This window comes from Staphylococcus caeli (assembly GCF_900097965.1).
In the GTDB taxonomy this organism is placed as follows: domain Bacteria; phylum Bacillota; class Bacilli; order Staphylococcales; family Staphylococcaceae; genus Staphylococcus; species Staphylococcus caeli.
On sequence record NZ_FMPG01000009.1, the window covers coordinates 31,338 to 56,888 of the forward strand.

Consider the following 25,551-nt stretch of genomic DNA (forward strand, 5'->3'; position numbering starts at 1 on the left):
TTTCATAGGAGCTGAAACAAATGGACAACTTACTATCAATGGAACACTTAACGACAAGTGAAATTTATGAATTGGTACAACGTGCAAGTGCATTCAAACATGGCACGCAAAATGCGAATAGTTATGAGGATACATTCGTCGCCAACTTATTCTTTGAAAATTCAACACGAACGAAAAGTAGCTTTTTAGTTGCAGAGCAAAAACTCGGTTTAAAACTTATCGATTTTGAGACCAATACATCTTCAGTTCAAAAAGGTGAATCTTTATATGATACATGCAAGACTTTAGAACAAGTTGGTGCAGACGTGCTCGTCATTCGTCACACACAAACAAACTATTATGAGGAATTGCAGACTTTAAACATTCCAGTTATTAATGCTGGTGATGGCAGTGGTCAACACCCAACGCAGAGTTTGCTCGATATTATGACAATTTACGAAGAATATGAAACATTCGAAGGCTTGAATATTTTAATTTGTGGTGATATTAAAAATTCACGTGTAGCTAAAAGTAATTATCAAAGCTTAACAGCATTAGGTGCAAACGTTATGTTTTCTAGTCCAGAAAATTGGAAAGACGACACATTAGATGCACCTTATGTCGATATTGATGAAGTGTTACCAACAATTGATATTGTCATGTTGCTCAGAGTTCAGCACGAAAGACATGGTGAAAGTGAAACGTCACAATTTGAAGTACAGCAATACCATGAGCAATTTGGTCTAACTCAGACGAGATATGAACAGTTAAAAGATCAAGCTATTATCATGCATCCAGCTCCAGTAAATAGAGGCGTAGAGATTGAAGATACATTGGTTGAGGCACCTAAGTCACGGATTTTTAAACAAATGGAAAATGGCATGTACATGCGCATGGCAGTTATAGATAATATCTTACAAACGAGAGGGGAAACAACAAAATGAAATTATTAACAAATGCTAAAATCTTACAAAATGGTGAACTAGAGACTGCATCAATCTTAATAGAAGGTCAACACATTAAAAAAATTGCACCACAAATTGAAGTGGATGCTGAAACAGAAGTCATCGATGTACAAGGTCAATTTGTTTCACCAGGATTCGTTGACGTTCATGTACATTTACGTGAACCAGGTGGTGAACACAAAGAAACAATCGCTACAGGAACACAAGCCGCTGCAAGAGGAGGATTTACAACGGTATGTCCAATGCCTAATACACGTCCAGTACCTGATTCAGAGGACAATTTAAAACGTCTAAATACGTTAATCGAAGAAAATGCTCAAGTGAGAGTATTGCCTTATGCAGCAATTACAGTGAGACAGGCAGGTAACGAGCATGTTGACTTTGAAACACTTGCCCAAAATGGCGCATTTGCATTTACAGACGACGGTGTTGGCGTGCAACAAGCGAGCATGATGTATGAAGCGATGCAAGCTGCAGCTAAAGTTAATAAAGCAGTTGTTGCACATTGTGAAGATAATAGTCTAATTTATGGTGGCGCAATGCATGAAGGAAAACGTAGCAAAGAATTAGGCATTCCAGGCATTCCAAATATCTGTGAAGCGGTTCAAATAGCGAGAGATGTCTTGCTTGCTGAAGCTGCAGGCGCACATTATCACGTGTGCCATGTTTCTACAAAAGAAAGCGTTAGAGCAATTCGTGATGCTAAGAAAGCAGGTATTCATGTTACGGCTGAAGTGACACCACACCATTTATTGCTTACTGAAGATGATGTGCCTGGAGATGATGCAATTTATAAAATGAATCCACCACTTAGAAGTAAAGCAGATAGAGATGCGCTACTTGAAGGATTACTTGACGGTACGATTGACTGTATAGCAACAGACCATGCACCACATGCTGCAGAAGAGAAAGACCAACCTATGGTCAAAGCACCATTTGGTATTGTAGGTAGCGAAACGGCGTTCCCATTATTATATACTCACTTTGTTAAAAATGGAGATTGGACGTTACAACAACTTGTAGATTACTTAACGATTAAGCCAGCGCAAACTTTCGATTTACCATATGGCAAATTAGAAGAAGGTAGTCTTGCAGATTTAACAGTTATTAACTTAGAAGACGAAAGCGAAATTAAAGCCGAAGACTTTGCATCAAAAGGTACGAATACACCATTTTTAGGATATAAAGTATATGGTACGCCAGTCTTAACATTGGTTGAAGGTGAAGTTAAATTTAAGGAGGAAAAATAATGTTGCAGAAACGTTATCTCGTATTAGAAGATGGTTCATATTATGAAGGATATCCGCTAGGTTCCGATAATTTAACACTAGGTGAAATTGTATTTAATACAGCAATGACAGGCTACCAAGAGACTATTTCTGATCCGTCTTATACTGGACAAATTATCACGTTCACATATCCGTTGATTGGAAATTATGGTGTGAATAGAGATGACTTTGAGTCACTCGTACCAACTTTAAGTGGTGTAGTTGTCAAAGAAGCAAGCCTACAACCGAGCAATTTTAGAATGAAAAAGACATTCCATGAAGTATTAGTTGAATATGATATTCCTGGTATTTCAGGTGTCGATACACGTAGTATTACTCGAAAAATAAGAAATTATGGTGTATTAAAGGCAACATTTACAGATAATAAAGATGACATTGAAGCATGTATAGAACGCCTAAAAACAGAAACATTACCACGCAATGAAGTAACAACTGTATCTACGAAAACACCATATGTTTCAACAGGTTATGGATTAAGTGTTGTACTTGTCGATTTTGGTAAAAAGCAAAACATCGTCAGAGAATTAAATGCGCGTGGGTGTAACGTAACCGTTGTACCATACGATACGACTGCTGAAGCAATTATTAGGATGTCTCCGGATGGCGTTATGTTGTCCAATGGCCCAGGAGACCCAGAAGAAGTACAAGTAGCTGTTGAAATGATTAAAGGCATTTTAGGTAAAATTCCATTCTTTGGTATTTGTTTAGGCCATCAGTTATTTGCACTATCACAAGGCGCAACTTCATTTAAAATGAAATTTGGCCATAGAGGTGCGAATCATCCAGTTAAAGATTTAACGACAGGAAAAATTGCATTAACAAGTCAAAATCATGGTTATGCCATTGATAAAGATTCACTAGCTAATACCGAATTAGAAATTACTCACATTGCGATCAACGACGGTACCGTTGAAGGTTTACGTCACAAATCATTACCAGCATTTTCAGTGCAATATCATCCAGAAGCATGTCCTGGACCTTCTGATTCTAACTATTTGTTTGATGAATTTATAGACATGATCAATGAATACAAAGCAAAGGAGCGTATAACAAATGCCTAAACGTCAAGATATCGAAACGATTTTAGTAATTGGATCAGGACCTATTATTATTGGTCAAGCAGCTGAATTTGACTATGCTGGTACACAAGCATGTCTGGCACTTAAAGAAGAGGGCTATCGTGTTATTTTAGTAAACTCAAACCCTGCTACAATTATGACTGATAATGAAATTGCAGATAAAGTCTATATTGAACCATTAACGCATGATTTTATCGCTCGTATCATCCGTAAAGAACAACCAGATGCATTATTACCGACGCTTGGTGGACAAACTGGTTTAAATATGGCGATTCAGTTACACGATAGTGGCGAACTTGAGGCAAATAATGTGCAACTTCTAGGGACAAAATTAGAATCGATTCAACAAGCTGAGGATAGAGAATTATTTAGATCTTTAATGAATGAATTAGATGTACCTGTACCAGAGAGTGACATTGTTAATACGGTGGAACAAGCATTCGCGTTTAAAGAAGAAGTGGGTTATCCACTGATTGTTAGACCAGCATTTACGATGGGTGGTACTGGTGGCGGTATTTGCCATAACGATGAAGAATTCAAAGAAATTGTGACAAATGGTTTGCATTACAGTCCTGCGACTCAATGTTTAATTGAAAAATCTATTGCTGGTTTTAAAGAAATAGAATATGAAGTTATGCGTGATAAAAATGATAATGCCATAGTTGTTTGTAATATGGAAAATATTGATCCGGTCGGCATTCATACAGGCGATTCCATTGTTGTTGCACCAAGCCAAACTTTATCAGATGTGGAATATCAAATGTTACGCGATGTGTCTTTAAAAGTTATCCGTGCATTAGAAATTGAAGGTGGCTGTAACGTACAACTTGCCTTAGATCCACACTCTATGGATTATTATATTATCGAAGTGAATCCACGTGTATCGCGTTCATCAGCATTGGCCTCAAAAGCAACGGGTTATCCAATTGCTAAATTAGCTGCCAAAATTGCGATTGGTTTAACATTAGATGAAATGCTAAATCCAATCACAGAAACATCATATGCAGCATTTGAACCTACATTGGACTATGTCATCTCTAAAATACCACGTTTCCCGTTCGATAAATTTGAAAAAGGAGAACGTGTATTAGGTACGCAAATGAAAGCGACAGGCGAGGTCATGGCGATTGGTAGAACATATGAAGAATCACTACTTAAAGCCATTCGTTCTTTAGAATATGGGGTACACCATCTAGGTTTGCCTAATGGTGAAACGTTTGACTTAGACTATATTAAAACACGTATCAAAGACCAAGATGACGAACGCTTATTCTTTATTGGTGAGGCTATTCGTAGAGGTACGACATTAGAAGAGATACATGAAATGACCAAGATTGATTATTTCTTTTTAAATAAATTCCAACATATTATCAACATTGAGCACGATTTGAAAGCCAACAAAGGTGATATTGACTACCTCAAATTTGCTAAAAACTACGGTTTCAGCGATAGAGTTATAGCGCATCGTTTCGACATGACAGAACAAGAAGTATATGAATTAAGACAACAACATGGCATTACACCAGTATTCAAAATGGTAGATACTTGTGCAGCAGAATTTGAATCTGCAACGCCATATTATTATGGTACGTATGAATTTGAAAATGAATCTACTGTGACAGATAAAGAAAAAATATTAGTGCTTGGTTCAGGACCAATCAGAATTGGACAAGGTGTAGAGTTTGACTATGCCACGGTACATGCCGTTTGGGCAATTCAACAAGCAGGATATGAAGCAATCATCGTTAATAATAATCCAGAAACAGTTTCAACTGACTTCTCTATTTCAGACAAATTATACTTCGAACCATTGACTGAAGAAGATGTCATGAACATCGTTGATTTAGAACAACCTAAAGGGGTAGTTGTTCAGTTTGGTGGACAAACAGCGATTAACTTAGCTGATAAATTAGCACAACGTGATGTGAAAATATTAGGAACGTCACTTGAAGACTTAAATAGAGCAGAAGATCGTAAGGAATTTGAGGCTTTACTACACACAATTGATGTGCCACAACCAAAAGGTAAAACAGCAACTTCCCCACAAGAAGCACTTGAAAATGCTAGAAATATTGGCTACCCAGTCGTGGTAAGACCGTCATATGTATTAGGTGGTCGTGCGATGGAAATTGTGAATAGCGATGCAGAATTAGAAGATTATATGAATCAAGCAGTTAAAGCGAGCCCAGATCACCCAGTATTAGTCGATAGGTATTTAACTGGGAAAGAAATTGAAGTGGATGCAATATGTGACGGTGAAACAGTCATTATACCAGGTATTATGGAGCACATTGAACGTGCAGGTGTTCACTCTGGTGACTCAATTGCTGTGTATCCACCACAAACGCTAACTCAAGAAGAAATGAAGACGTTAGAAGATTTCACTATTCGTTTAGCTAAAGGTTTAAATATTGTAGGATTAATCAACATTCAATTTGTTATTGCGCACGATGGGGTATATGTACTTGAAGTGAATCCTCGTTCAAGTCGTACAGTGCCGTTCTTGAGTAAGATTACAAATATTCAAATGGCGCAATTAGCAATGCGTGCAATTATTGGTGATAAATTGACAGACCTAGGTTATGAACCTGGTATTCAACCTTATACAGATGGTGTATTCGTTAAGGCACCAGTGTTCAGTTTCAATAAACTTAAAAATGTAGATATCACACTCGGACCTGAGATGAAATCAACTGGTGAAGTAATGGGTAAAGATGCAACTATGGAAAAAGCGCTATACAAAGGGTTAACTGCAAGTGGTATGGAAGTTAAAGATCACGGAACAGTATTGATGACTGTCAGTGATAAAGATAAAGAAGAAATTGTGAATATTGCCCACCGTTTAAATGAAGTAGGCTATAAGATTTTAGCAACGAAAGGAACTGCAAACAAACTTGCTGAGCATCAAATACCAGCAGAGATTGTCGGCAAAATTGGCGGCGAAGATGATTTACTCAATCGCATTCAGAATGGTGAAGTTCAAATCGTTGTGAATACAATGACGAAAGGTAAAGAATTTGAGCGCGATGGTTTCCAAATTAGACGTGCTTCCGTTGAAAACGGTGTACCTTGTCTGACTTCATTAGACACAGTTGTAGCATTAACACGCGTGCTTGAAAGCATGACATTTACGATGAAAAATATGTAATTTTTGATAGAGCGTGTAGGAGTGGGACTGGAAGCAGATGCTCTAATGGTGATTTTGTAGTTAGAACTCGGCAAGGATGACTAGGATTGATATATTAACTTGAGCGAAAGCTCATGCATAAGTCTCACTAACTTAATATATTAATCAGTGAGACAATACAATTTCAATGCAGTCATCTATTGCCTAATTATTAATGTATCCGTAGATTTATTTTTCATCACAGTCTCAAGCTTAATCATAAGAGTACCAGGAAATATAAAAGTGAGGGAGTCGTACGCAAATGAACAATTTACCAATTATTGCATTGGATTTTGATTCTAAAGAAGCTGTAGATCAGTTTTTGGATCAATTCGATGAACCACTATTTGTAAAAGTAGGAATGGAACTGTTTTATCAGACGGGGCCACAATTAATTTCAGCTATTAAAGCACGTGGACATGATATCTTTCTAGATTTAAAATTGCATGATATACCGAATACGGTAGGTAAAGCAATGGAAGGACTAAGCAAACTAAATATAGACCTTGTCAATGTCCATGCTGCTGGTGGGTCTGAAATGATGGGACGTGCGCTCGCAGGACTTAGAAAACATAATGCAGATATCAAATTAATTGCAGTGACTCAACTTACATCAACGACTGAAGCGATGTTACGAGATGAACAAAACATTCAAACTACAATTGAAGATGCTGTGCTTAATTACGCACAATTAGCAAAAGATTCGGACCTAGATGGTGTCGTGTGTTCGCCTCTAGAAGCAGAGTTACTAAAAAAAGAACTAGGCACCGATTTTTTAAAAGTGACACCAGGTATTAGACCAATCGATAGTAATACGGATGATCAAAAACGTATCACAACACCAGAAGATGCCAAAAAATTAGGCGCAACACATATCGTAGTAGGAAGACCTATTACGCAAAGTGACAACCCAGTTGCAAGTTATCATAAAATTAAAGAAAGTTGGTTAGGTTAAATGGCTAAAGCAATCGCTCAATCACTCTTAGAAATCGAAGCAGTTTCACTGTCACCTAATGATCCTTTTACATGGAGTTCAGGGATTAAATCACCAATATACTGTGACAATCGCGTGACGCTAGGTTATCCAAACGTACGTCAGCACATTCGTGATGGTTTATGTGAATTAATCAAAACGCACTTTTCAGATGCAGAAATCATTTCAGGTACTGCAACTGCTGGTATCCCACATGCTGCATTCGTTTCGGAAGTCTTAGATTTACCAATGAATTATGTACGTTCTAAAAGTAAAAGTCATGGTAAACAAAACCAAATTGAAGGTGCGTTAAGTCAAGGCAAGAAAGTTGTAGTTATTGAAGATTTGATTTCAACAGGCGGTTCATCTATTACAGCAGTTGAAGCATTAAGAGAAGCAGGCGCAGAGGTCATAGGTGTTGTCGCAATATTTACTTATGGACTTAAAAAAGCAGATGAACAATTCAAGCAAGCTGATATTCCATTCTACACGTTAAGTGATTACAATGAATTACTTGAGGTTGCTAAAGAGAATGGAGATATTTCTGAAGATGATATTCGTACATTAGTTGATTGGAGAGACAACTTGTCATAATATACTAAATGGAGGGGATATTATGACAAAAGACCCGCAAGATGCGTATAATCATTTTTCGCATTTAAACAATTTTTTAAAAAAAGATGAAGACTATCGCCCACAAAGTACAACAGAGACAGATAATGAATTATTATCAAGCACAACAGAGAAAAATATATATAAGAAATCAAAATCAAACATGAAACAAAAAGGTCGTATTCAACCTTAAAAGGTGATATGACATAAAATGAGGCGCACGTGCAATGCAATTGACACGTACGCCTTTTTTATGCGCTCACTGAAAAATTAGCGAATCATAATTTTTATAATGATATAGCCTACGAGTAATACTAAGGCTGCAATTAATAATGGAATAATATAAAAAGACATAAAATAACCTCCAATAGATTTATTTATAGTTTAACTGTGAATTGTTAAAAGACAAAGTAAAAACTATTTTAATCTGATTAACATGAGATGTTTAGCGTAGTTAATATATTAAATTAGATTTTTTGTTATTTATCCTTTATGCTTGAATGTGAGTAGCATAAAGGAGGTAGAATCATGGCAATACCTAAGATAACAACTTTTTTAATGTTTAATGGCAACGCAGAAGAGGCCATTAATTTATATGTAAATACATTTGAAGATGCAGAAATTTTAGCATTGGTTAGATATACTGAAAGTGATGCTGAACCTACTGGAGCAGTGCAACATGCAATCTTCAGATTGAAAGATCAAGTATTTATGGCAATCGACAATATGAATGGTGTAGATATTGAAATGAATCCAGCTATGTCATTATACGTTACGGTAGATTCCCCCCTTGAAATGGAACGCTTGTTTAGTAAATTGAAGCGTGATGGGGCGATATTGATGCCTAAAACAGAAATGCCGCCATTTAGAGAATTTACATGGATTCAAGACAAATTCGGTGTGAATTTCCAACTTGCTTTACCTGCAGATAATAAGTAATTGTTTGTTATACTAACTGAAAACGCTAGATGTATGTTTTACCACTATCAAAAACACCCAATCTCTAAATATAACGATTGGGTGTTTTCATTAGTTTTGATTTATTAGTTTAAGTTGATTTCATTTTTTGAATATGATTGTAGTCAGGTGTTGTATAAAGTGTTTTTTGATTATCATACGTTACGAAACCTGGCTTAGCACCTGAAGGCTTGTGTACATGTTTAATTTCAGTATAGTCAACTGGAATTTGTGCAGAGTTACCAGCTTTTGAATAATAGCCTGATAACATAGCCGCTTCCATAATCGTTGCTTCACTTGGCTCATCACTTAGTATGACTACATGTGAGCCAGGGATATCTTTCGTATGGAACCAAAGATGATGCTTTTTGGCTTTTTTATTCGTGAGAAAATCATTCTGTTTATTATTTTTACCAACTAGAATCGTATCGCCATCTGTGGATGTATATGATTGGATTTGCATTGCTGGTTTTTTAGTTTTCTTACTTTGTTTGCGTTGTTTCATATATCCTTGTTCTGCAAGTTCATCACGAATATCGTCTATATCATCAACCGTGATGTGCGCGAGCTGTTGTTCAATACTTTCGAAATAGTTGATATTCTCTTTAGTTAATTCGATTTGATGATGCAATTCATGTTCGCGTGTTTTAAGCTTGTTATATTTTTTATAATAAATTTGTGCATTCACTGCAGGTGCTTTTGTAGGATTCAGTGGAATCGTTACATCTTCACCAGTATAATAATTAAGTGCTTCTAATGACTTATCGCCTTGCTGAATACGATAAATATTCGCAGTGATTAATTCACCATATAATTGTTGGGTTTCTTTGTCTTTCGTACCTTCTTGCTCATCAATCAATTTATTTAATTTATTTTGATATTTATGCAATTGTTGCTGTACAAATTTAACTAAATCATTTGCACGCTGTTTGACACGTTCTCGTTCACCACGGGCATCATAATAACGATCTAATAATTCATGCAATGATTCGTATTCATCTATATCATCATAAAATAGATTTAATTTCATAAAATAGAAATCTTCTTTGCCTGTTTCGTGATTTTTATGAAAAACCGGTGTTGGCGGTGCATTGATTTCATCAATGATTGTGTCATATGCAGCGGGTAATGTTTCATTTGTCATAAATTGTTTGCGATTTACAATCTCATTGGTTATTAAAGGACTAAATCCTTCAAAATTTTCAAGTAATTGGCGCGCAATTTTGCCACTATTAAAATCAATATATTTCAAAACTTCATGTCCGGTTAACTCAAAAGGATTGATTTTATTTTGTGTTGGCGGAGCTTCATATTGAAATCCAGGCATAACAGTACGATATTGGTTCGTATTAGGTGTAAGATGCTTAAAACCTTCAATAATTTTACGTTGTTCATCTACTAAAATTAAATTACTGTGTTTACCCATAATTTCTAATATAACTGTTCTATAAATTGTATCGCCAATTTCATCTTTACTTTGCACATCAATTTCTACACGTCTATCATTTCCAATTTGTCTTACTGCTTTAACGATACCACCCTCGATATGTTTACGAAATACACGCGCAAACATTGGTGGCTCAAATGGGTTATCATATTTTTTAGTTGTTAAATGCATTCTCGCAAAACTAGGATGGATAGAAAGTAGAAGCTGATGATTTTTACGATTTTGTCTAACGACGATGATTAATGTGTCGTTCTCAGGTTGATTAATTTTATGGATTCTTCCATCTACTAAAAATTGAAGAGAATCTACCATCTTTCTTGTAAATAAACCATCATATGCCATTACTATCAGCCACCTTATTTTTAATCATTCATCATATTGTAACATGGCATAGAGAAATGGTCATGACCAAAGTTTGTACAATTGTAAGCTATACAATTAAACGAGAATTATGGTATCATAGTTTAATAATAGAAGAATAGTTTAGAGAGGTAGTAAGTCATGGATAATGAGAAAGGTTTGCTGATTGTCTTATCTGGACCTTCTGGTGTTGGGAAAGGTACAGTTAGAAAAAAAATATTTGATGATCCATCCACATCTTATAAATATTCTATTTCGATGACGACACGTGGTAAACGTGAAGGTGAAGTCGATGGTGTTGATTATTTCTTTAAAGCAAAGTCAGAATTTGAAGAATTAATAAAACAAGATCAATTTATAGAATATGCAGAGTACGTTGGAAATTATTATGGGACACCTGTGCAATACGTTAAAGACACGATGGATCAAGGGCACGATGTATTTTTAGAAATTGAGGTTGAGGGTGCTAAGCAAGTGCGTAAAAAATTCCCTGACGCACTGTTTATTTTTCTTGCGCCACCAAGTTTAGACCATTTGCGTGAACGATTAGTCGGGCGTGGTACTGAATCCAGTGAGAAGATACAAAGTCGTGTAAATGAAGCACGTAAAGAAGTGGAAATGATGAATCTATATGATTATGTTGTTGTAAATGATGAAGTCGAATTAGCCAAACAACGTATCCAATCCATTGTTGAAGCGGAACATTTGAAAAGAGAACGTATTGAAGCAAAATATAGAAAAATGATACTGGAGGCAAAAAAATAATGTTACAACCACCATTAAACCAATTAACAGCAAAAATTAATTCTAAATATTTAATTGCAACAACTGCTGCAAAACGTGCGCGTGAAATAGATGAAAAGCCTGAAACTGAATTATTGAACAGATATATTTCAGAAAAACCTGTAGGTAAAGCCTTAGAAGAAATTGCTGACGGTGAAGTTTATCCTGACGAACTATTCTTAAAAACATATTAAGTTCGAATCAATCTTACACATTCTTTGATTAAAGCAATGGATTAAATTGAAATGACACTCAAGAGCCTGGGACATTAATAGATGTCTCGGGCTCATTCCTACGATTAGTCAAGTGCTTATATAATAAATTAAGCGTACTTAAATAAATCGCTCAATTTTAATTTTTTAAATAAGGTGTTAAATTATATTTGTAAATATGATTATTTTAATGTGGGGACATTTGATAGTCATATTGTTTATTGTTGGTAACTAAGTAGTGAATTGTTTTCAATAAACGATTCATACAAGCTACCACGGCAGTCTTATGAGGTTTCTCATGAGGCTGCTTTTTTAATTTATAGTAATAATCAATAATGTGATTATCATAATGTCGCTGGCCACGAATGATATTCATTACAACCCAAAACAATAGCTTTCGAGCATTTTTATTTCCTCGTTTTCAATTAAATAGTAGATAATTGAATTGAAAATACAAAGTCTCACTGCTTAATTCATTATGTTAGTGAGACTTATGCATGAGCTTCAGCTCAGATAAACATATCAAGCTTAGTCAAGCTTGCCGTGATGAGACTACGAAATCTTTATTAGAAAATTTGTTTTCTGTCCAATTCCCTTTTTTTAATTTGGTTACCAATTTGTGTATAATAGAGAGTAATCAAACAAAACATGTTTTAAGATATGAACATCGCGTTTAATTTTCATAGAAATTGAAAGTTATAAGTCACATATAATGCATATTGAAGGAGAATAACAATACGATGAAACGAATATTACTAGCTGTGACGGGCGGCATAGCAGCATATAAAGCAATTGATTTAACTAGTAAATTAACACAAGTAGGATATGATGTGCGAGTCATGCTTACTGATCATGCACAAGAATTTATTACACCTTTAGCATTTCAAGCAATTGGTAGAAATACAGTGTATACGAGTACCTTTGTCGAAGAAAATCCTAAAGAAATACAACATGTTGCATTAGGCGATTGGGCAGATGCCATTATAGTTGCTCCTGCTACAGCTAATACAATTGCAAAACTTGCAAATGGAATTGCAGATGATATGGTTACATCTACTTTATTGGCGACAGAAACAACGAAATTTATAGCGCCAGCCATGAATGTACATATGTATGAGAATAATAGAACGCAACACAATATGGCAACATTACGTTCAGATGGTTATTTGTTTTTAGAACCTGGTGAAGGTTTTTTAGCATGTGGCTACGTTGCTAAGGGACGTATGGAAGAGCCCTTACAAATCGTTGAACGCCTAAATCAATATTTCAATGAAATTAAGCAATTACCACAGTACAAAGATAGTAGTTTTGCTGGAAAACGTGCTTTAATCACGGCAGGACCAACTGTTGAAGAATTAGATCCAGTACGTTTTCTGTCGAATCGTTCTTCAGGAAAAATTGGTTACGCATTAGCAGAATCACTAGCTCAACGTGGCGCTGATGTTACACTAGTTTCAGGTCCTACTCATCTCACGCCACCTAAAAATGTATCAGTTGTACAAGTGCAAAGTGCAGACGATATGTTTGAAGCGGTAAAGTCACGTTTTACAGAACAAGATATCATATTTAAAGCTGCGGCTGTATCGGATTATGCGCCGGTTGAAATGTTAGAACATAAGTTAAAAAAGCAAGATGGAGACCTGTCAGTTGCATTTAGACGTACGCCAGATATTTTAAAATACTTAGGTGAGCACAAAGCAACACAATATCTCGTAGGCTTTGCGGCAGAAACTCAAGAAATTGAAACTTATGCTCGTAAAAAACTACAACATAAAAATGCAGATGTGATTATTGCGAATAACGTAGGAGACCGTACGATTGGTTTCAGTTCTGACGATAATGATTACACGATGTATTATAAAAATGGAGATACAATGCCCTTAGGTAAACATAAAAAGGTCGAACTTGCGGAGCATATTTTGAATAGTCTAGAAACAAGGTGGCAATAAAATGATAGCTAAAGTAATTGTTGATATACCTTCCAAGAGTGTTGATTATACTTTTGATTACATCATTCCTACGAGGTTACAATCAATGATTCAAGTAGGGGTGCGTGTTATTGTTCCGTTTGGGCCAAGGACCATTCAAGGTTATGTGATGCACATTACCAATCAACCAGATAGTGATATAGATACTGCCAAGTTAAAAGAAATAAAAGAAATTCAAGATATCAAGCCTGAGTTAACAGAGGAATTGATACAGTTAACAGAGTGGTACAATAATTACTTTGTTACGAAGCGTATTTCTATGCTAGAAGTCATGTTACCCAGTGCAATTAAGGCGAAATACACTAAGGTTTTTGCTATTGAAGATGCAGAAAATATTCCCCAAACTCTGTTACAGAGATTTGATGGCGAAGGTCACTATCCATATAAAACAGCGCAATACAATGATGATTTAAATCAATTACTACCGTTATTAAAACAAGGTACAGTTGCTGAAGTAACATTGTTGTCACAAAATGTTGGTAAGAAAAAGCAACGTGCAGTTGCTGTTGTAGAAGGCTTTGATGAGGAACAAATACTCGGTAGTTTGGAAAAGTCGAAAAAGCAGTATGAACTGTATGCATATTTGTTAGATGAACGACATCGTACTGTACTTCTAAAAGATATTGAAGCAATGGAATTTTCCAAATCTAGTGTTGATACGTTGGTGCGCAAAGGATATGTCGAAAAATATGATGCCATTGTAGAACGAGATCCTTTTGAAACGAGAGTATTTGAGCAAGATGCTAAACAACAATTAACAACTGATCAACAACAAGCGTTTGATGCTATTTTAGAAAAAATACAAGCACACGAGCAACGAACATTTTTACTCCATGGTGTTACAGGATCTGGAAAAACAGAAGTTTATCTGCAAACAATTGAAGAAGCATTAAAACTTGATCGACAAGCGATGATGCTCGTTCCTGAAATTGCTTTAACACCACAAATGGTCTTACGTTTTAAACGCCGCTTTGGTGATGAGGTTGCAGTATTGCATTCTGGTCTATCTAAAGGTGAACGTTACGATGAATGGCAAAAAATTAGAGACGGCAAGGCTCGTGTAAGTGTTGGCGCACGTTCAAGCGTATTCGCGCCATTTAAAAATTTAGGCATGATCATTATCGACGAAGAACACGAGTCAACATATAAACAAGAAGATTATCCTAGGTATCACGCAAGAGATATTGCACAATGGCGCAGTCAGTATCATCAATGTCCATTGATTTTAGGAAGTGCGACACCAAGCTTGGAAACATATGCTAGAGCTGAAAAAGGGGTCTATGAGTTGTTGGCTTTGCCCCATAGAGTAAATCAACAAGCTTTACCTGAAGTTGAAATTGTAGATATGCGCGAAGAATTGAGTTCAGGAAACCGATCGATGTTTTCGAATCAATTGCGCGATGCAATTCAACAGCGCTTAGACAAAAAAGAGCAGATTGTGCTGTTTTTAAATCGCCGAGGTTATGCTTCATTTATGTTGTGCAGAGATTGTGGTCACGTGCCACAATGTCCAAATTGCGATATTTCATTGACCTATCATAAAACTACAGATCAATTGAAGTGTCATTATTGTGGTCACCAAGAAGTACCACCTAATCGATGTCCAAATTGTGAGAGTGAACATATACGACAAGTAGGAACAGGTACACAACGAGTTGAAGAATTATTACAAGAAGTATTTCAAGATGCACGTATTATTCGAATGGATGTTGATACAACATCTAGAAAAGGTGCACATGAAAAGTTATTAAATGACTTTGGCGAAAGGAAAGGTGACATTTTACTGGGCACTCAAATGATTGCTAAAGGCTTAGATTTCCCGAATATTACTTTAGTAGGTGTGCTTAATGCGGATACAATGTTGAATTTGCCTGATTTTAGAGCCAGTGAACGCACGTATCAATTACTGACACAGGTTGCTGGGCGAGCAGGCCGACACGAAAAAGAAGGCCAAGTCATAATTCAAACATACAATCCGGATCATTATGCGATTAAAGATGTGCAGCAAAATGATTATATTGCATTTTTTGAAAAAGAGATGAGCTACCGTAAAATTGGAAAATATCCGCCGTATTTCTTTTTAATGAACTTCACGATTTCACACAAAGAAATGAAAAAGGTTATGGAAGCTTCGAAGCATATTCATAAAGTGTTGTTGCAGCATTTATCAGACAAGGCATTAGTACTAGGACCTACTCCAGCTGCTTTGGCACGCATTAACAATGAATTTCGTTTCCAAATTTTAGTGAAATATAAAAGTGAACCAGCGCTACATGAAGCATTGAAATATTTAGATGACTATTATCATGATCAATACTTGAAAGAGAAGTTAGCATTAAAAATTGATATCAATCCTCAAATGATGATGTAAAACAGGTGTTGAAACATTTTAGAATCAGTATTTACAAGGGTTTATATAACCTGTTCAAACTTAATAAGCGCAGAAAAAGGGCAGATAGTATAGCTAGGAATGTTTTCTAATTCCTCAGTTAGCTATTTGTCCTTTTTATTAATATACCATTTTCATGTATATTAAGATTTATAATGAGTATTAGTAAATAATCTAAGGGGGTTATATTTAATGAGATATAATGAATTTAACCAACCTATCGGGGAAATAGTTTCAAATTTTACCAAACTTGAAGCGCCATCTGTAAAAGTGATAGAAGGTCAATATTGCCGATTGGAAAAATTATCAAATGTACATACAGAGGATTTATATCAATATTTTATAGCAGAGGAAGACGCATCGAATTGGACGTATCTCCCTGACAATCAACCGCAAGATTATAATGCATTTGAATCATATATAGCGCCAATGGTTATATCAAAGGATCCATACTTTTTTGCTATTATCGACAAATCAACTTCACAAGCGGTAGGACTTTTATCTTTTTTAAGAATTGACCAAGACAATGGCGTCATTGAAGTAGGACATATTCATTACGCAAATATTTTAAAACGTTCTCGAATTGCAACGGAGGCACAGTATTTATTAGCAAAATATGTCTTTGATACATTAGGTTACAGAAGATATGAATGGAAATGTGATGCATTAAATGAACCTTCTATCAGAGCGGCTAAACGGTTAGGGTTTAAACTTGAGGGCATTTTCCACCAACATAAAATATATAAAAATCGCAATAGAGATACATGCTGGTTGGCAATGACCGACCATGAATGGTACAACAATAAACCAAAATTTGAAAAGTGGCTATCTCCCCAGAATTTCAATGAAAAAGGAGAGCAATTGAGCCATTTATCAATATAGTACAATATGGAATAGTTGATGCAATTTCCACAAAAATAAGTTATAATGATATGATGAATTTTTATGAGGAGATATCACTATGACGATTAAATCGCTTGTAACAGCTAAACACCCGACACTAAATCAAACGATTTCAGACGTGACGCAATTTGATAAACAATTAGAACAATTATTATTAGATTTAGAAGACACAATGTATGATGTTGAAGCATCTGCAATTTGTGCACCGCAAATCGGAATAGCGCAGAAAGTTGCTATTATCGATATGGAAATAGATGGATTACTTCAATTGATTAATCCACAATTGTTGCGAGAATCTGATGAAAAAGTAACTGATTTAGAAGGCTCGATTAGTTTGCCTGGTGTATATGGTGAAGTGACAAGAAGTACAATGATCGTAGTGAAAAGCAACGATAAACATGGTAATGAAGTAGAAATGACCGCTTATGATGACATTGCGAGAATGATTTTACATATGATTGATCATTTTGAAGGTAAATTGTTTACAGAACGTGTAGAACGCTATTTAGATGATGCAGAAATGGAGGCGTATTTTGAAAATGAGTAAAATAATTTTTATGGGAACACCTGATTTTTCAACGAAAATACTAGAAATGTTAATTGCTGAACATGAGGTGATTGCAGTTGTGACACAACCAGATCGACCAGTTGGCAGAAAGCGTAAACTTACGCCACCACCAGTTAAAGAAGTTGCTGTGGCACATGATATACCAGTGTTCCAGCCTGAAAAATTAGCACACTCAGAAGAATTAGAACAACTCATTGCTTTAGATGCTGATTTAATAGTTACGGCTGCTTTTGGTCAAATATTACCAGAATCATTATTAAATGCTCCGAAATTTGGTGCGGTTAACGTACATGCATCACTATTACCGAAATATAGAGGCGGTGCACCAATACATCAAGCAATTATGGATGGGCAATTAGAAACAGGTATTACAATCATGTATATGGTCAAAAAATTAGATGCTGGAGATATTATCTCTCAAAGCGCAATTGCCATAGAACAACAAGATGATGTAGGTACAATGCATGATAAATTAAGTGTATTAGGTGCAGATCTATTAAAAGCAACATTACCGAGCATATTAGATGGGACAAACCAACGTGTGCCACAACAAGAAGATGAGGCAACATTTGCGTCAAACATCTCGCGTGATCAGGAAAAAATTGATTGGACGCAATCTGCGGAAGATATATATAACCATATTAGAGGCTTATCACCATGGCCTGTTGCATACACAATCATGGATGATGGAAACATGAAATTATATGCTTCTCAAATAGTAAAAAATCAAGCAGGTGAACCTGGTACAATTATTGAAACAACTAAAAAAGCTATCATTGTAGCAACTGGATCAGAGGATGCCATCGCGTTAACTGATATCCAAGTTGCAGGTAAAAAACGTATGTTAGCAGCAAATTATTTAAGTGGTGTACAAACATCACTAGTTGGGAAGGTATTATCATGACAAATGAGACCAATGTGAGAGTATTAGCTTTTGAAACAATTAAAGATATCATTCATGACAAGGCCTATAGTAATATCATCATTAATGAGGTACTTTCTAATAATGACTTAAACCGTGCAGACAAAGGTTTATTTACAGAGTTAGTATATGGGACGCTAAAAAGAAAATATACGTTAGACTATATATTGAAACCGTTCGTGCAAACTAAACTCAAGGGTTGGGTTAGACAATTATTATGGATGAGTATATATCAATATGTCTATTTAGATAAAATACCTGAGCATGCCATCATTAATGAAGCAGTTGAAATTGCGAAATATAAAGGTGGTCCGCACAACGGTAATGTAGTAAATGGTATTTTAAGAAATATTATGAGAAGTGATTTACCAGATTTTACTGAAATTACAGATGACAAGAAAAGAATTGCAATCGAATATAGTTTGCCAAAATGGTTAGTGGATCATTGGACAACACATTTTGGTATTGAAACAACAGAAGCGATTGCACAATCATTTTTAGATAAAGTTTCGACAACTGTGCGTGTAAATGCAACACGTATTTCAGTAGATGATGCGATTCGAAGACTTGTTGATGATGACTATATCGTCGAACAAGATAAGGATATTGAGGCTTGTTTGCATATTAGCGGTAAACCGATAATAGAATCACGTATGTTTAAAGATGGTCTAGTTTCTATTCAAGATAAGAGTTCGATGTTTGTAGGAGAATTGATAGGACTCAATCCTGGTGATCAAGTGCTAGATGCGTGTAGCGCGCCAGGTGGTAAAGCCTGTCATATTGCTGAATTATTAGATGGAAGAGGTCATGTAGACGCAACTGATATTCATGAACATAAAATCGAATTGATTGATTTTAATATTAAAAAATTACGTTTGTCTAACATTTCTGCATTTGAACACGATGCAACAGAAAAATATGATAAAGTGTATGATAAGATTTTAGTTGATGCACCTTGTAGTGGTTTAGGTGTTTTAAGACACAAACCTGAAATTAAATATGAACAATCTCAAGAATCTATTCAATCATTAGTTGAAATTCAATTAGAGATCTTAAATAATGTGAAATATAATGTAAAAAAAGGTGGCACGATTGTTTATTCAACGTGTACGATTGAGCAAATGGAAAATGAAAATGTTATTTATACATTTTTAAAAGAAAATAAAGATTTTGAATTCGATACATTTGAACATCCGGTAACTGGAGAAAAAGTAAAAACGATGCAAATACTACCTCAAGATTTTAACTCTGATGGCTTTTTCATAACAAGGATTAAAAGAAAGGAAAATTAAAATATGATTACTCCAGAAAAAAAGAAGAAGAATAAATTCCTTCCAAATTTTGAAAAGCAATCTATATATTCATTAAGATATGATGAAATGCAAGATTGGTTGGTTGAACACGGGCAACAAAAATTCAGAGCGAAACAAATTTTTGAGTGGCTTTATGAAAAACGCGTAGATAGCATCGAGGAAATGACAAATTTATCTAAAGAACTTAGAAGTGTTTTAGAAGAAAACTTTACAATGACAACAATGACGACGGTTGTGAAACAAGAGAGTCGTGATGGTACGATTAAGTTTTTATTTGAATTACAAGATGGCTATACGATAGAAACAGTTCTTATGCGCCACGAATATGGTAATTCTGTATGTGTAACGACACAAGTGGGTTGCCGTATTGGTTGTACATTCTGTGCCTCTACATTAGGTGGATTAAAACGTAATCTAGAAGCTGGAGAAATTGTTTCGCAAGTATTAACTGTACAAAAAGCATTAGATGAAACAGAAGAACGTGTATCACAAATCGTTATCATGGGTATTGGCGAACCGTTTGAGAACTATGATGAAATGATGGATTTCTTAAAAATAGTTAATGATGATAATGGTCTGAATATTGGCGCCCGTCATATTACAGTATCAACATCTGGGATTATCCCTCGTATATATGATTTTGCTGATGAAGATATACAAATTAACTTTGCAGTGAGCTTACACGGTGCAAAGGATGAAATTCGTTCACGTTTAATGCCGATTAACAGAGCATATAATGTTGAAAAATTAATGGAAGCTATTCATTATTATCAAGAAAAAACAAATAGACGTATCACGTTTGAATATGGTTTATTTGGTGGCGTTAATGATCAAATCGAACATGCGAGAGAATTAGCACATTTAATTCAAAAATTGAATTGTCATGTTAACTTAATTCCTGTGAATCACGTGCCTGAAAGAAATTATGTAAAAACACCAAAAGAAGATATCTTTAAGTTTGAAAAAGAATTAAAACGCTTAGGTATTAATGCAACAATCAGACGTGAACAAGGTGCAGATATCGATGCTGCATGTGGACAATTAAGAGCGAAGGAACGAAAAGTAGAAACGAGGTAGGGACATGCTGAAAGCACATTTTTTTACTGACACGGGACAACACCGTGATAAAAACGAAGATGCAGGTGGCGTATTTTATAATCGTACAGAACAACAATTATTAGTGCTCTGTGATGGTATGGGTGGTCACTTAGCAGGTGAGGTAGCGAGCCAGTTTGTAACCGATGAACTACAACGTCGATTTGAAGAAGAAAATTTAATCGAGGCAGATCAAGCAGAAACTTGGTTGAGAACAACTTTAAAAGCTATAAACCGTAATTTGTATGAAATGTCAGTAGAAAACCCTGAATATCAAGGCATGGGTACGACTTGTGTCTGTGCTTTAGTATTTGATAACTATGTGGTAGTTGCCAATATCGGCGATTCTCGTGCCTATTTAGTAAATCGAAGAGAAATAGAACAAATTACAAATGATCATTCTTTTGTAAATCATCTGATAATGATAGGTCAAATTACTCCAGAACAAGCGTTTACACATCCTCAACGGAACATTATCACTAAAGTGATGGGTACGGACAAACTAGTAACGCCTGATGTTTTTGTGAAAAAAACAAAGTTTTATGACTATCTATTATTAAATTCTGATGGTTTAACTGATTTTGTGCGCGATCATCATATTCAAGATTTATTGATGCAAGCACATGACTTAGAAACAAACGGTCAAAATCTCATTGACCTTGCATTGGCTGAAGATACAAATGACAATGTAAGTTTGATATTGGCTGAGATTGAAGGTGACAGAGTATGATTGGCAAGATGATAAGTGAACGTTATGAAGTTGCGAAGAAACTTGGCGGGGGTGGCATGAGTACGGTCTACCTCGCAGAAGATACAATCTTAAATCGTAAAGTAGCTATTAAAGCGATTAGCATTCCAAGTGGTGAAAAAGAGGAAACGATTAAACGCTTCGAACGTGAAGTGCATAATCTGACACAGCTGTCGCATAATAATATTGTTAATGTATTTGACGTAACTGAAGATGATGAAAATTTCTATTTGGTTATGGAATACATAGAAGGTCCTACACTATCTGAATATATTCAAAAACATCAACCGATGGCGCCAGAAACTGCGTTGAATTTTACAAATCAAATCATCGATGGGATTAAGCACGCGCATGATACAAAAATTGTACACCGTGATATTAAACCTCAAAATATATTAGTAGATAAGAACAAAACCTTAAAAATATTAGATTTTGGTATTGCTAAAGCGCTAAGTGAAACGACGATGACGCAAACCAATCATGTCTTAGGCACGGTTCAATACCTGTCACCCGAACAAGCACGTGGAGAATCAACAGATAATGGCACAGATATATATTCTATTGGTGTTGTGTTGTTTGAGATGCTCACGGGCAAGCCACCATTTTCAGGAGAAACGGCAGTTAGCATTGCTATTAAACATATTCAAGACCCAATGCCTAATATTACCGATGAGCGTTCCGATGTCCCACAAGCCATGAGTAATATTGTACTCAAAGCTACTGAAAAAGATAAGTCAGAACGCTATCAATCAGTAAGAGAAATGCAGAAAGATTTGGAAACGGTATTGTTATCAAATCGTGCGAATGAATCACGTTACCAATCGATAGATGCAAACACTAAAACTGTACCAATAAATAAAACAGAAATTGCAAATCAAACGAGAGGTTTAGATAACGGAAAAAACATCAATGAAACAATGCAAATTCCAATCGTTAATCAGCAGCAATTTCAATCGAGTGAAGAACATATATATGCTGTGCCTAAAAAGAAACGCAGTAAGAAAAAGAAGTTTTTCTATTCTGTAATTATAGTTTTATTATTACTTGGTTTATTTGGCTTTATAGCAATGGGCATGTTTGGAAACAAATATTTAGAAACACCAGATTTATCTGGGAAAACTGAAAAAGAAGCTGAACGAATTTTAGCTGACCATAAATTACAAATGGGTAATGTATCAAGAGCATACAGCGATAAGTATCCAGAAAATAAAATCATTAAAACAACCCCTAATAAAGGTGAACGTTTAGAGCAGGAAAGTAAAGTTGATATTGTACTTTCAAAAGGTCCTGAATTAGCAGAAATGCCGAATCTTTACGGTATGTCGAAATCAGATGCGTTAGATAAATTGAAAGCAATCGGTATTAATGATGTTAAAGTAAAACAGGCATATTCTAAACAAAATGTTGCTAAAGGTTTAATCGAATCACAAAGTGTTTCTCCAGGTGATAAAGTCAAATTGAATGATGGAAACGTTGAATTGACGGAATCATTAGGAACGAAACAAGTATACGTTGATGATTATGAAAATAAAGCATTTAAAACTGCAAAATCAGAGCTTGAAGCCAAAGGATTTAAAGTTGTAGTCAACAAAGAAACAGAAGACGACAAAGTTAAAAAAGATAATGTAATTAGCCAGTCACCTAAAGGTAAAGAAGTTGATGAAGGTTCTACTATTACATTTACTGTATCCAAAGGTGCACCAAAAGCTGATGAATCAGACAAAGATAAGTCTGATGATAAATCTAAAGATGATGAACCTGAAACGAAATCATATACAGAAACTTATCAGGTGAAATATACTGGTGAGGATGATGAAAGTCAGGAAGTAAAAGTATATATTAGAGATAAAGATAACGATGGAACATCAGAAGCACAAACTTTCAAGATTAAAAATGATAAAACAATTAAAATACCAATGACAATCGAAAAAGGTAAAACAGCAGGTTACACGGTTCGTGTAGACGATAAGATTGTGGCAGATAAAGATATTCCTTACTAACGTTATTATTTATAGTGTTATGAATAAAGCATCCTTTCAATTGAGAACATCAAGTGAGAGGATGCTTTTAGTGTAACTATAAGTACTATATAAATGAATGATGGTATTTAAGCAAATTGAGTAAAGGTGACGTTTGGTATGATGCTGATGCAATTTATTTTGATATTTTCATATCGTTGTATATGATTTTTAAGCGAAATCGTTTCAAATGATATTTAAATTAAAAATGCTTTGCTATAATATAAAGAGTAAAAGTATTTCAAAGAGAGGTGCCTAAGTGAAAACAGGACGCATCATAAAATCATTAAGTGGCGTTTATCGTGTTGATGTAAACGGTGAAATGTATGATACGAAACCACGTGGATTATTTAGAAAAAATAAATTTTCACCTATTGTTGGTGATGTAGTTGATTTTGAAGTTGAAAATGTAACAGAAGGTTATATTCATCATGTACATGACAGAAAAAATGAAATCAAACGACCACCTGTAAGTAATGTTGATCATCTTATATTAGTGATGAGTGCAGTAGAACCAGATTTCTCTACACAATTATTAGACCGTTTCTTAGTTATTGCACATTCATATCATATGCGCCCGCGTATTCTTGTAACTAAAAAAGATTTGACATCAGCTGAAAATCAAGAAAATATTGAAGCATTATTAAATGTTTATAAAAAAATGGGATATCAAACGCAATTCATTGGTATGAATGATGATGTTGAAAAAGTATTTTCGAATTGGGGAGAAGGTCTAGCAGTATTAAGTGGGCAGTCTGGCGTAGGGAAATCCACATTACTAAATAAATATTTTCCAAATTTAAATATAGAAACACAACACATTTCAAAGGCGTTAAATAGAGGTAGACATACGACACGTCATGTAGAACTTTTTGAACGCGCAGAAGGTTACATTGCGGATACTCCTGGTTTTAGTGCGTTAGATTTTGATCATATTCAAAAAGATGAAATAAAAAACTATTTCATGGAACTACATGAATATGGGGAATTATGTAAATTTAGAGATTGCAATCATATTAATGAACCGAAATGTAATATAAAAATAGAGCTTGAGAAAGGGAATATTGCTCAATTTAGATATGACCACTATCTACAATTATTTAATGAGATTGCAAACAGAAGGGAAAGATATTAAGTGACAAAAGTTTATCCATCATTATTATCTGCAGATTTTTTGAATTTAGACAAAGAATTAAAAGCATTAGAGACAGCTGGCGTCGATGGCGTTCACTTTGATGTTATGGATGGTCAATTTGTACCCAATATATCAGTTGGTATACCCATCCTTGATGCAGTACGTAAAGGGACTACATTACCGATAGATGTTCATTTAATGATTGAAACACCTGAAAAATATGTTGGATTATTTGCAGAGCATGGCGCGGATATGATTTCCGTACATGTTGAAGCGACGCCACATATTCACAGAGTTATTGAGCAAATTAAAAATGCTAATGTCAAAGCAGGTGTAGTCATCAATCCAGGCACTCCTGTGGATGCCATAAGACCTATATTAAATATGATTGACTATGTTTTAGTGATGACGGTTAATCCAGGCTTTGGTGGTCAAACATTTATTGAAAGTTGTGTGGAAAAATTGGACCAATTGTACGCACTAAAACAAAGATTGGGACTAGATTTTGAAATTGAGGTAGATGGCGGGATTAATGACCAAACGGTAAAAACGGTTGTAAATCATGGTGCAACGATGTTGGTAGCAGGATCATACTTTTTCAAACAAGATGATTATCAACAAGCAACGCGAATATTGAAAGGTTGACATTT

22 protein-coding genes and 1 pseudogene are annotated in these 25,551 nt (G+C 35.2%); 21 read left to right on the top strand and 2 right to left on the bottom strand.

Annotated features, from left to right (window positions below):
• Positions 1 to 20: 20 nt before the first annotated feature.
• The 8 genes from BJS11_RS09350 to BJS11_RS09385 all read left to right on the top strand — a co-directional run bounded on the left by BJS11_RS09350 (position 21) and on the right by BJS11_RS09385 (position 9,002).
• Positions 21 to 923, top strand: coding sequence for an aspartate carbamoyltransferase catalytic subunit (locus BJS11_RS09350; protein ID WP_069995645.1), 903 nt, complete (start codon positions 21 to 23; stop codon positions 921 to 923).
• Positions 920 to 2,194, top strand: coding sequence for a dihydroorotase (pyrC, locus tag BJS11_RS09355; protein ID WP_070014091.1), 1,275 nt, complete (start codon positions 920 to 922; stop codon positions 2,192 to 2,194). The genes BJS11_RS09350 and pyrC overlap by 4 nt, the downstream gene beginning before the upstream one ends.
• Positions 2,194 to 3,294 carry a carbamoyl phosphate synthase small subunit gene (locus BJS11_RS09360; protein WP_069995644.1) on the top strand — a complete coding sequence of 367 codons (1,101 nt, stop codon included), beginning with the start codon at positions 2,194 to 2,196 and terminating at the stop codon, positions 3,292 to 3,294. The genes pyrC and BJS11_RS09360 overlap by 1 nt, the downstream gene beginning before the upstream one ends.
• Positions 3,287 to 6,460, top strand: coding sequence for a carbamoyl-phosphate synthase large subunit (gene carB / locus BJS11_RS09365; protein WP_069995643.1), 3,174 nt, complete (start codon positions 3,287 to 3,289; stop codon positions 6,458 to 6,460). The genes BJS11_RS09360 and carB overlap by 8 nt, the downstream gene beginning before the upstream one ends.
• A gap of 280 nt (positions 6,461 to 6,740) precedes the next feature.
• A complete protein-coding gene (pyrF, locus tag BJS11_RS09370) occupies positions 6,741 to 7,433 on the top strand; it encodes an orotidine-5'-phosphate decarboxylase (protein WP_069995642.1) in 693 nt (230 codons plus the stop codon).
• The gene (gene pyrE, locus BJS11_RS09375; RefSeq protein WP_069995641.1) at positions 7,434 to 8,045 is read left to right on the top strand and encodes an orotate phosphoribosyltransferase; all 612 of its coding nucleotides are present in this window, start codon (positions 7,434 to 7,436) and stop codon (positions 8,043 to 8,045) included.
• A 22-nt stretch (positions 8,046 to 8,067) separates the two neighbouring features.
• Positions 8,068 to 8,256: a hypothetical protein gene (locus tag BJS11_RS09380; protein ID WP_069995640.1), complete on the top strand. Its 189-nt coding sequence runs from the start codon at positions 8,068 to 8,070 to the stop codon at positions 8,254 to 8,256.
• Positions 8,257 to 8,591: 335 nt separating this feature from the next.
• Complete coding sequence (locus BJS11_RS09385; RefSeq protein ID WP_069995639.1) at positions 8,592 to 9,002, top strand: VOC family protein; 411 nt, start codon at positions 8,592 to 8,594, stop codon at positions 9,000 to 9,002.
• Between the two features lie 109 nt (positions 9,003 to 9,111).
• On the opposite strand, the gene BJS11_RS09390 is transcribed toward BJS11_RS09385, so the two are convergent.
• Positions 9,112 to 10,809, bottom strand: a complete 1,698-nt coding sequence (locus BJS11_RS09390; RefSeq protein ID WP_069995638.1) for an Rqc2 family fibronectin-binding protein — start codon at positions 10,807 to 10,809, stop codon at positions 9,112 to 9,114.
• A gap of 159 nt (positions 10,810 to 10,968) precedes the next feature.
• On the opposite strand from BJS11_RS09390, the gene gmk reads away from it, so the two are divergent.
• Both gmk and rpoZ read left to right on the top strand, forming a co-directional pair.
• Positions 10,969 to 11,592: a guanylate kinase gene (gene gmk, locus BJS11_RS09395; protein WP_069995637.1), complete on the top strand. Its 624-nt coding sequence runs from the start codon at positions 10,969 to 10,971 to the stop codon at positions 11,590 to 11,592.
• Positions 11,592 to 11,804, top strand: coding sequence for a DNA-directed RNA polymerase subunit omega (gene rpoZ / locus BJS11_RS09400; protein ID WP_069995636.1), 213 nt, complete (start codon positions 11,592 to 11,594; stop codon positions 11,802 to 11,804). Before gmk ends, rpoZ begins: the two co-directional genes overlap by 1 nt.
• A gap of 205 nt (positions 11,805 to 12,009) precedes the next feature.
• On the opposite strand, the pseudogene BJS11_RS13345 reads toward rpoZ, so the two are convergent.
• Positions 12,010 to 12,243: pseudogene (locus BJS11_RS13345) on the bottom strand (IS110 family transposase); the annotation flags it as partial.
• 298 nt (positions 12,244 to 12,541) lie between these two features.
• On the opposite strand from BJS11_RS13345, the gene coaBC reads away from it, so the two are divergent.
• The 11 genes from coaBC to rpe all read left to right on the top strand — a co-directional run bounded on the left by coaBC (position 12,542) and on the right by rpe (position 25,546).
• Complete coding sequence (gene coaBC / locus BJS11_RS09405; RefSeq protein ID WP_512700705.1) at positions 12,542 to 13,771, top strand: bifunctional phosphopantothenoylcysteine decarboxylase/phosphopantothenate--cysteine ligase CoaBC; 1,230 nt, start codon at positions 12,542 to 12,544, stop codon at positions 13,769 to 13,771.
• A 1-nt stretch (position 13,772) separates the two neighbouring features.
• Positions 13,773 to 16,181, top strand: coding sequence for a primosomal protein N' (gene priA / locus BJS11_RS09410; RefSeq protein WP_069995634.1), 2,409 nt, complete (start codon positions 13,773 to 13,775; stop codon positions 16,179 to 16,181).
• 210 nt (positions 16,182 to 16,391) lie between these two features.
• The gene (locus tag BJS11_RS09415) at positions 16,392 to 17,081 is read left to right on the top strand and encodes a GNAT family N-acetyltransferase (RefSeq protein WP_069995633.1); all 690 of its coding nucleotides are present in this window, start codon (positions 16,392 to 16,394) and stop codon (positions 17,079 to 17,081) included.
• Positions 17,082 to 17,160: 79 nt separating this feature from the next.
• Complete coding sequence (locus BJS11_RS09420; protein ID WP_069995632.1) at positions 17,161 to 17,649, top strand: peptide deformylase; 489 nt, start codon at positions 17,161 to 17,163, stop codon at positions 17,647 to 17,649.
• Positions 17,642 to 18,574 carry a methionyl-tRNA formyltransferase gene (gene fmt / locus BJS11_RS09425; protein ID WP_069995673.1) on the top strand — a complete coding sequence of 311 codons (933 nt, stop codon included), beginning with the start codon at positions 17,642 to 17,644 and terminating at the stop codon, positions 18,572 to 18,574. The genes BJS11_RS09420 and fmt overlap by 8 nt, the downstream gene beginning before the upstream one ends.
• Complete coding sequence (rsmB, locus tag BJS11_RS09430) at positions 18,571 to 19,884, top strand: 16S rRNA (cytosine(967)-C(5))-methyltransferase RsmB (RefSeq protein ID WP_069995631.1); 1,314 nt, start codon at positions 18,571 to 18,573, stop codon at positions 19,882 to 19,884. The genes fmt and rsmB overlap by 4 nt, the downstream gene beginning before the upstream one ends.
• A gap of 3 nt (positions 19,885 to 19,887) precedes the next feature.
• On the top strand, positions 19,888 to 20,982 hold the full coding sequence (rlmN, locus tag BJS11_RS09435) for a dual-specificity RNA methyltransferase RlmN (RefSeq protein WP_069995630.1): 1,095 nt from the start codon (positions 19,888 to 19,890) through the stop codon (positions 20,980 to 20,982).
• Positions 20,983 to 20,986: 4 nt separating this feature from the next.
• Positions 20,987 to 21,730, top strand: coding sequence for a Stp1/IreP family PP2C-type Ser/Thr phosphatase (locus tag BJS11_RS09440; protein WP_069995629.1), 744 nt, complete (start codon positions 20,987 to 20,989; stop codon positions 21,728 to 21,730).
• Positions 21,727 to 23,748 (top strand): Stk1 family PASTA domain-containing Ser/Thr kinase, encoded by a 2,022-nt coding sequence (gene pknB / locus BJS11_RS09445; RefSeq protein ID WP_069995628.1) that lies wholly within the window; start codon positions 21,727 to 21,729, stop codon positions 23,746 to 23,748. Before BJS11_RS09440 ends, pknB begins: the two co-directional genes overlap by 4 nt.
• Positions 23,749 to 24,025: 277 nt before the next feature.
• Positions 24,026 to 24,901: a ribosome small subunit-dependent GTPase A gene (rsgA, locus tag BJS11_RS09450; RefSeq protein WP_069995627.1), complete on the top strand. Its 876-nt coding sequence runs from the start codon at positions 24,026 to 24,028 to the stop codon at positions 24,899 to 24,901.
• On the top strand, positions 24,902 to 25,546 hold the full coding sequence (gene rpe / locus BJS11_RS09455; RefSeq protein ID WP_069995626.1) for a ribulose-phosphate 3-epimerase: 645 nt from the start codon (positions 24,902 to 24,904) through the stop codon (positions 25,544 to 25,546).
• The last annotated feature ends 5 nt before the right edge of the window (positions 25,547 to 25,551 follow it).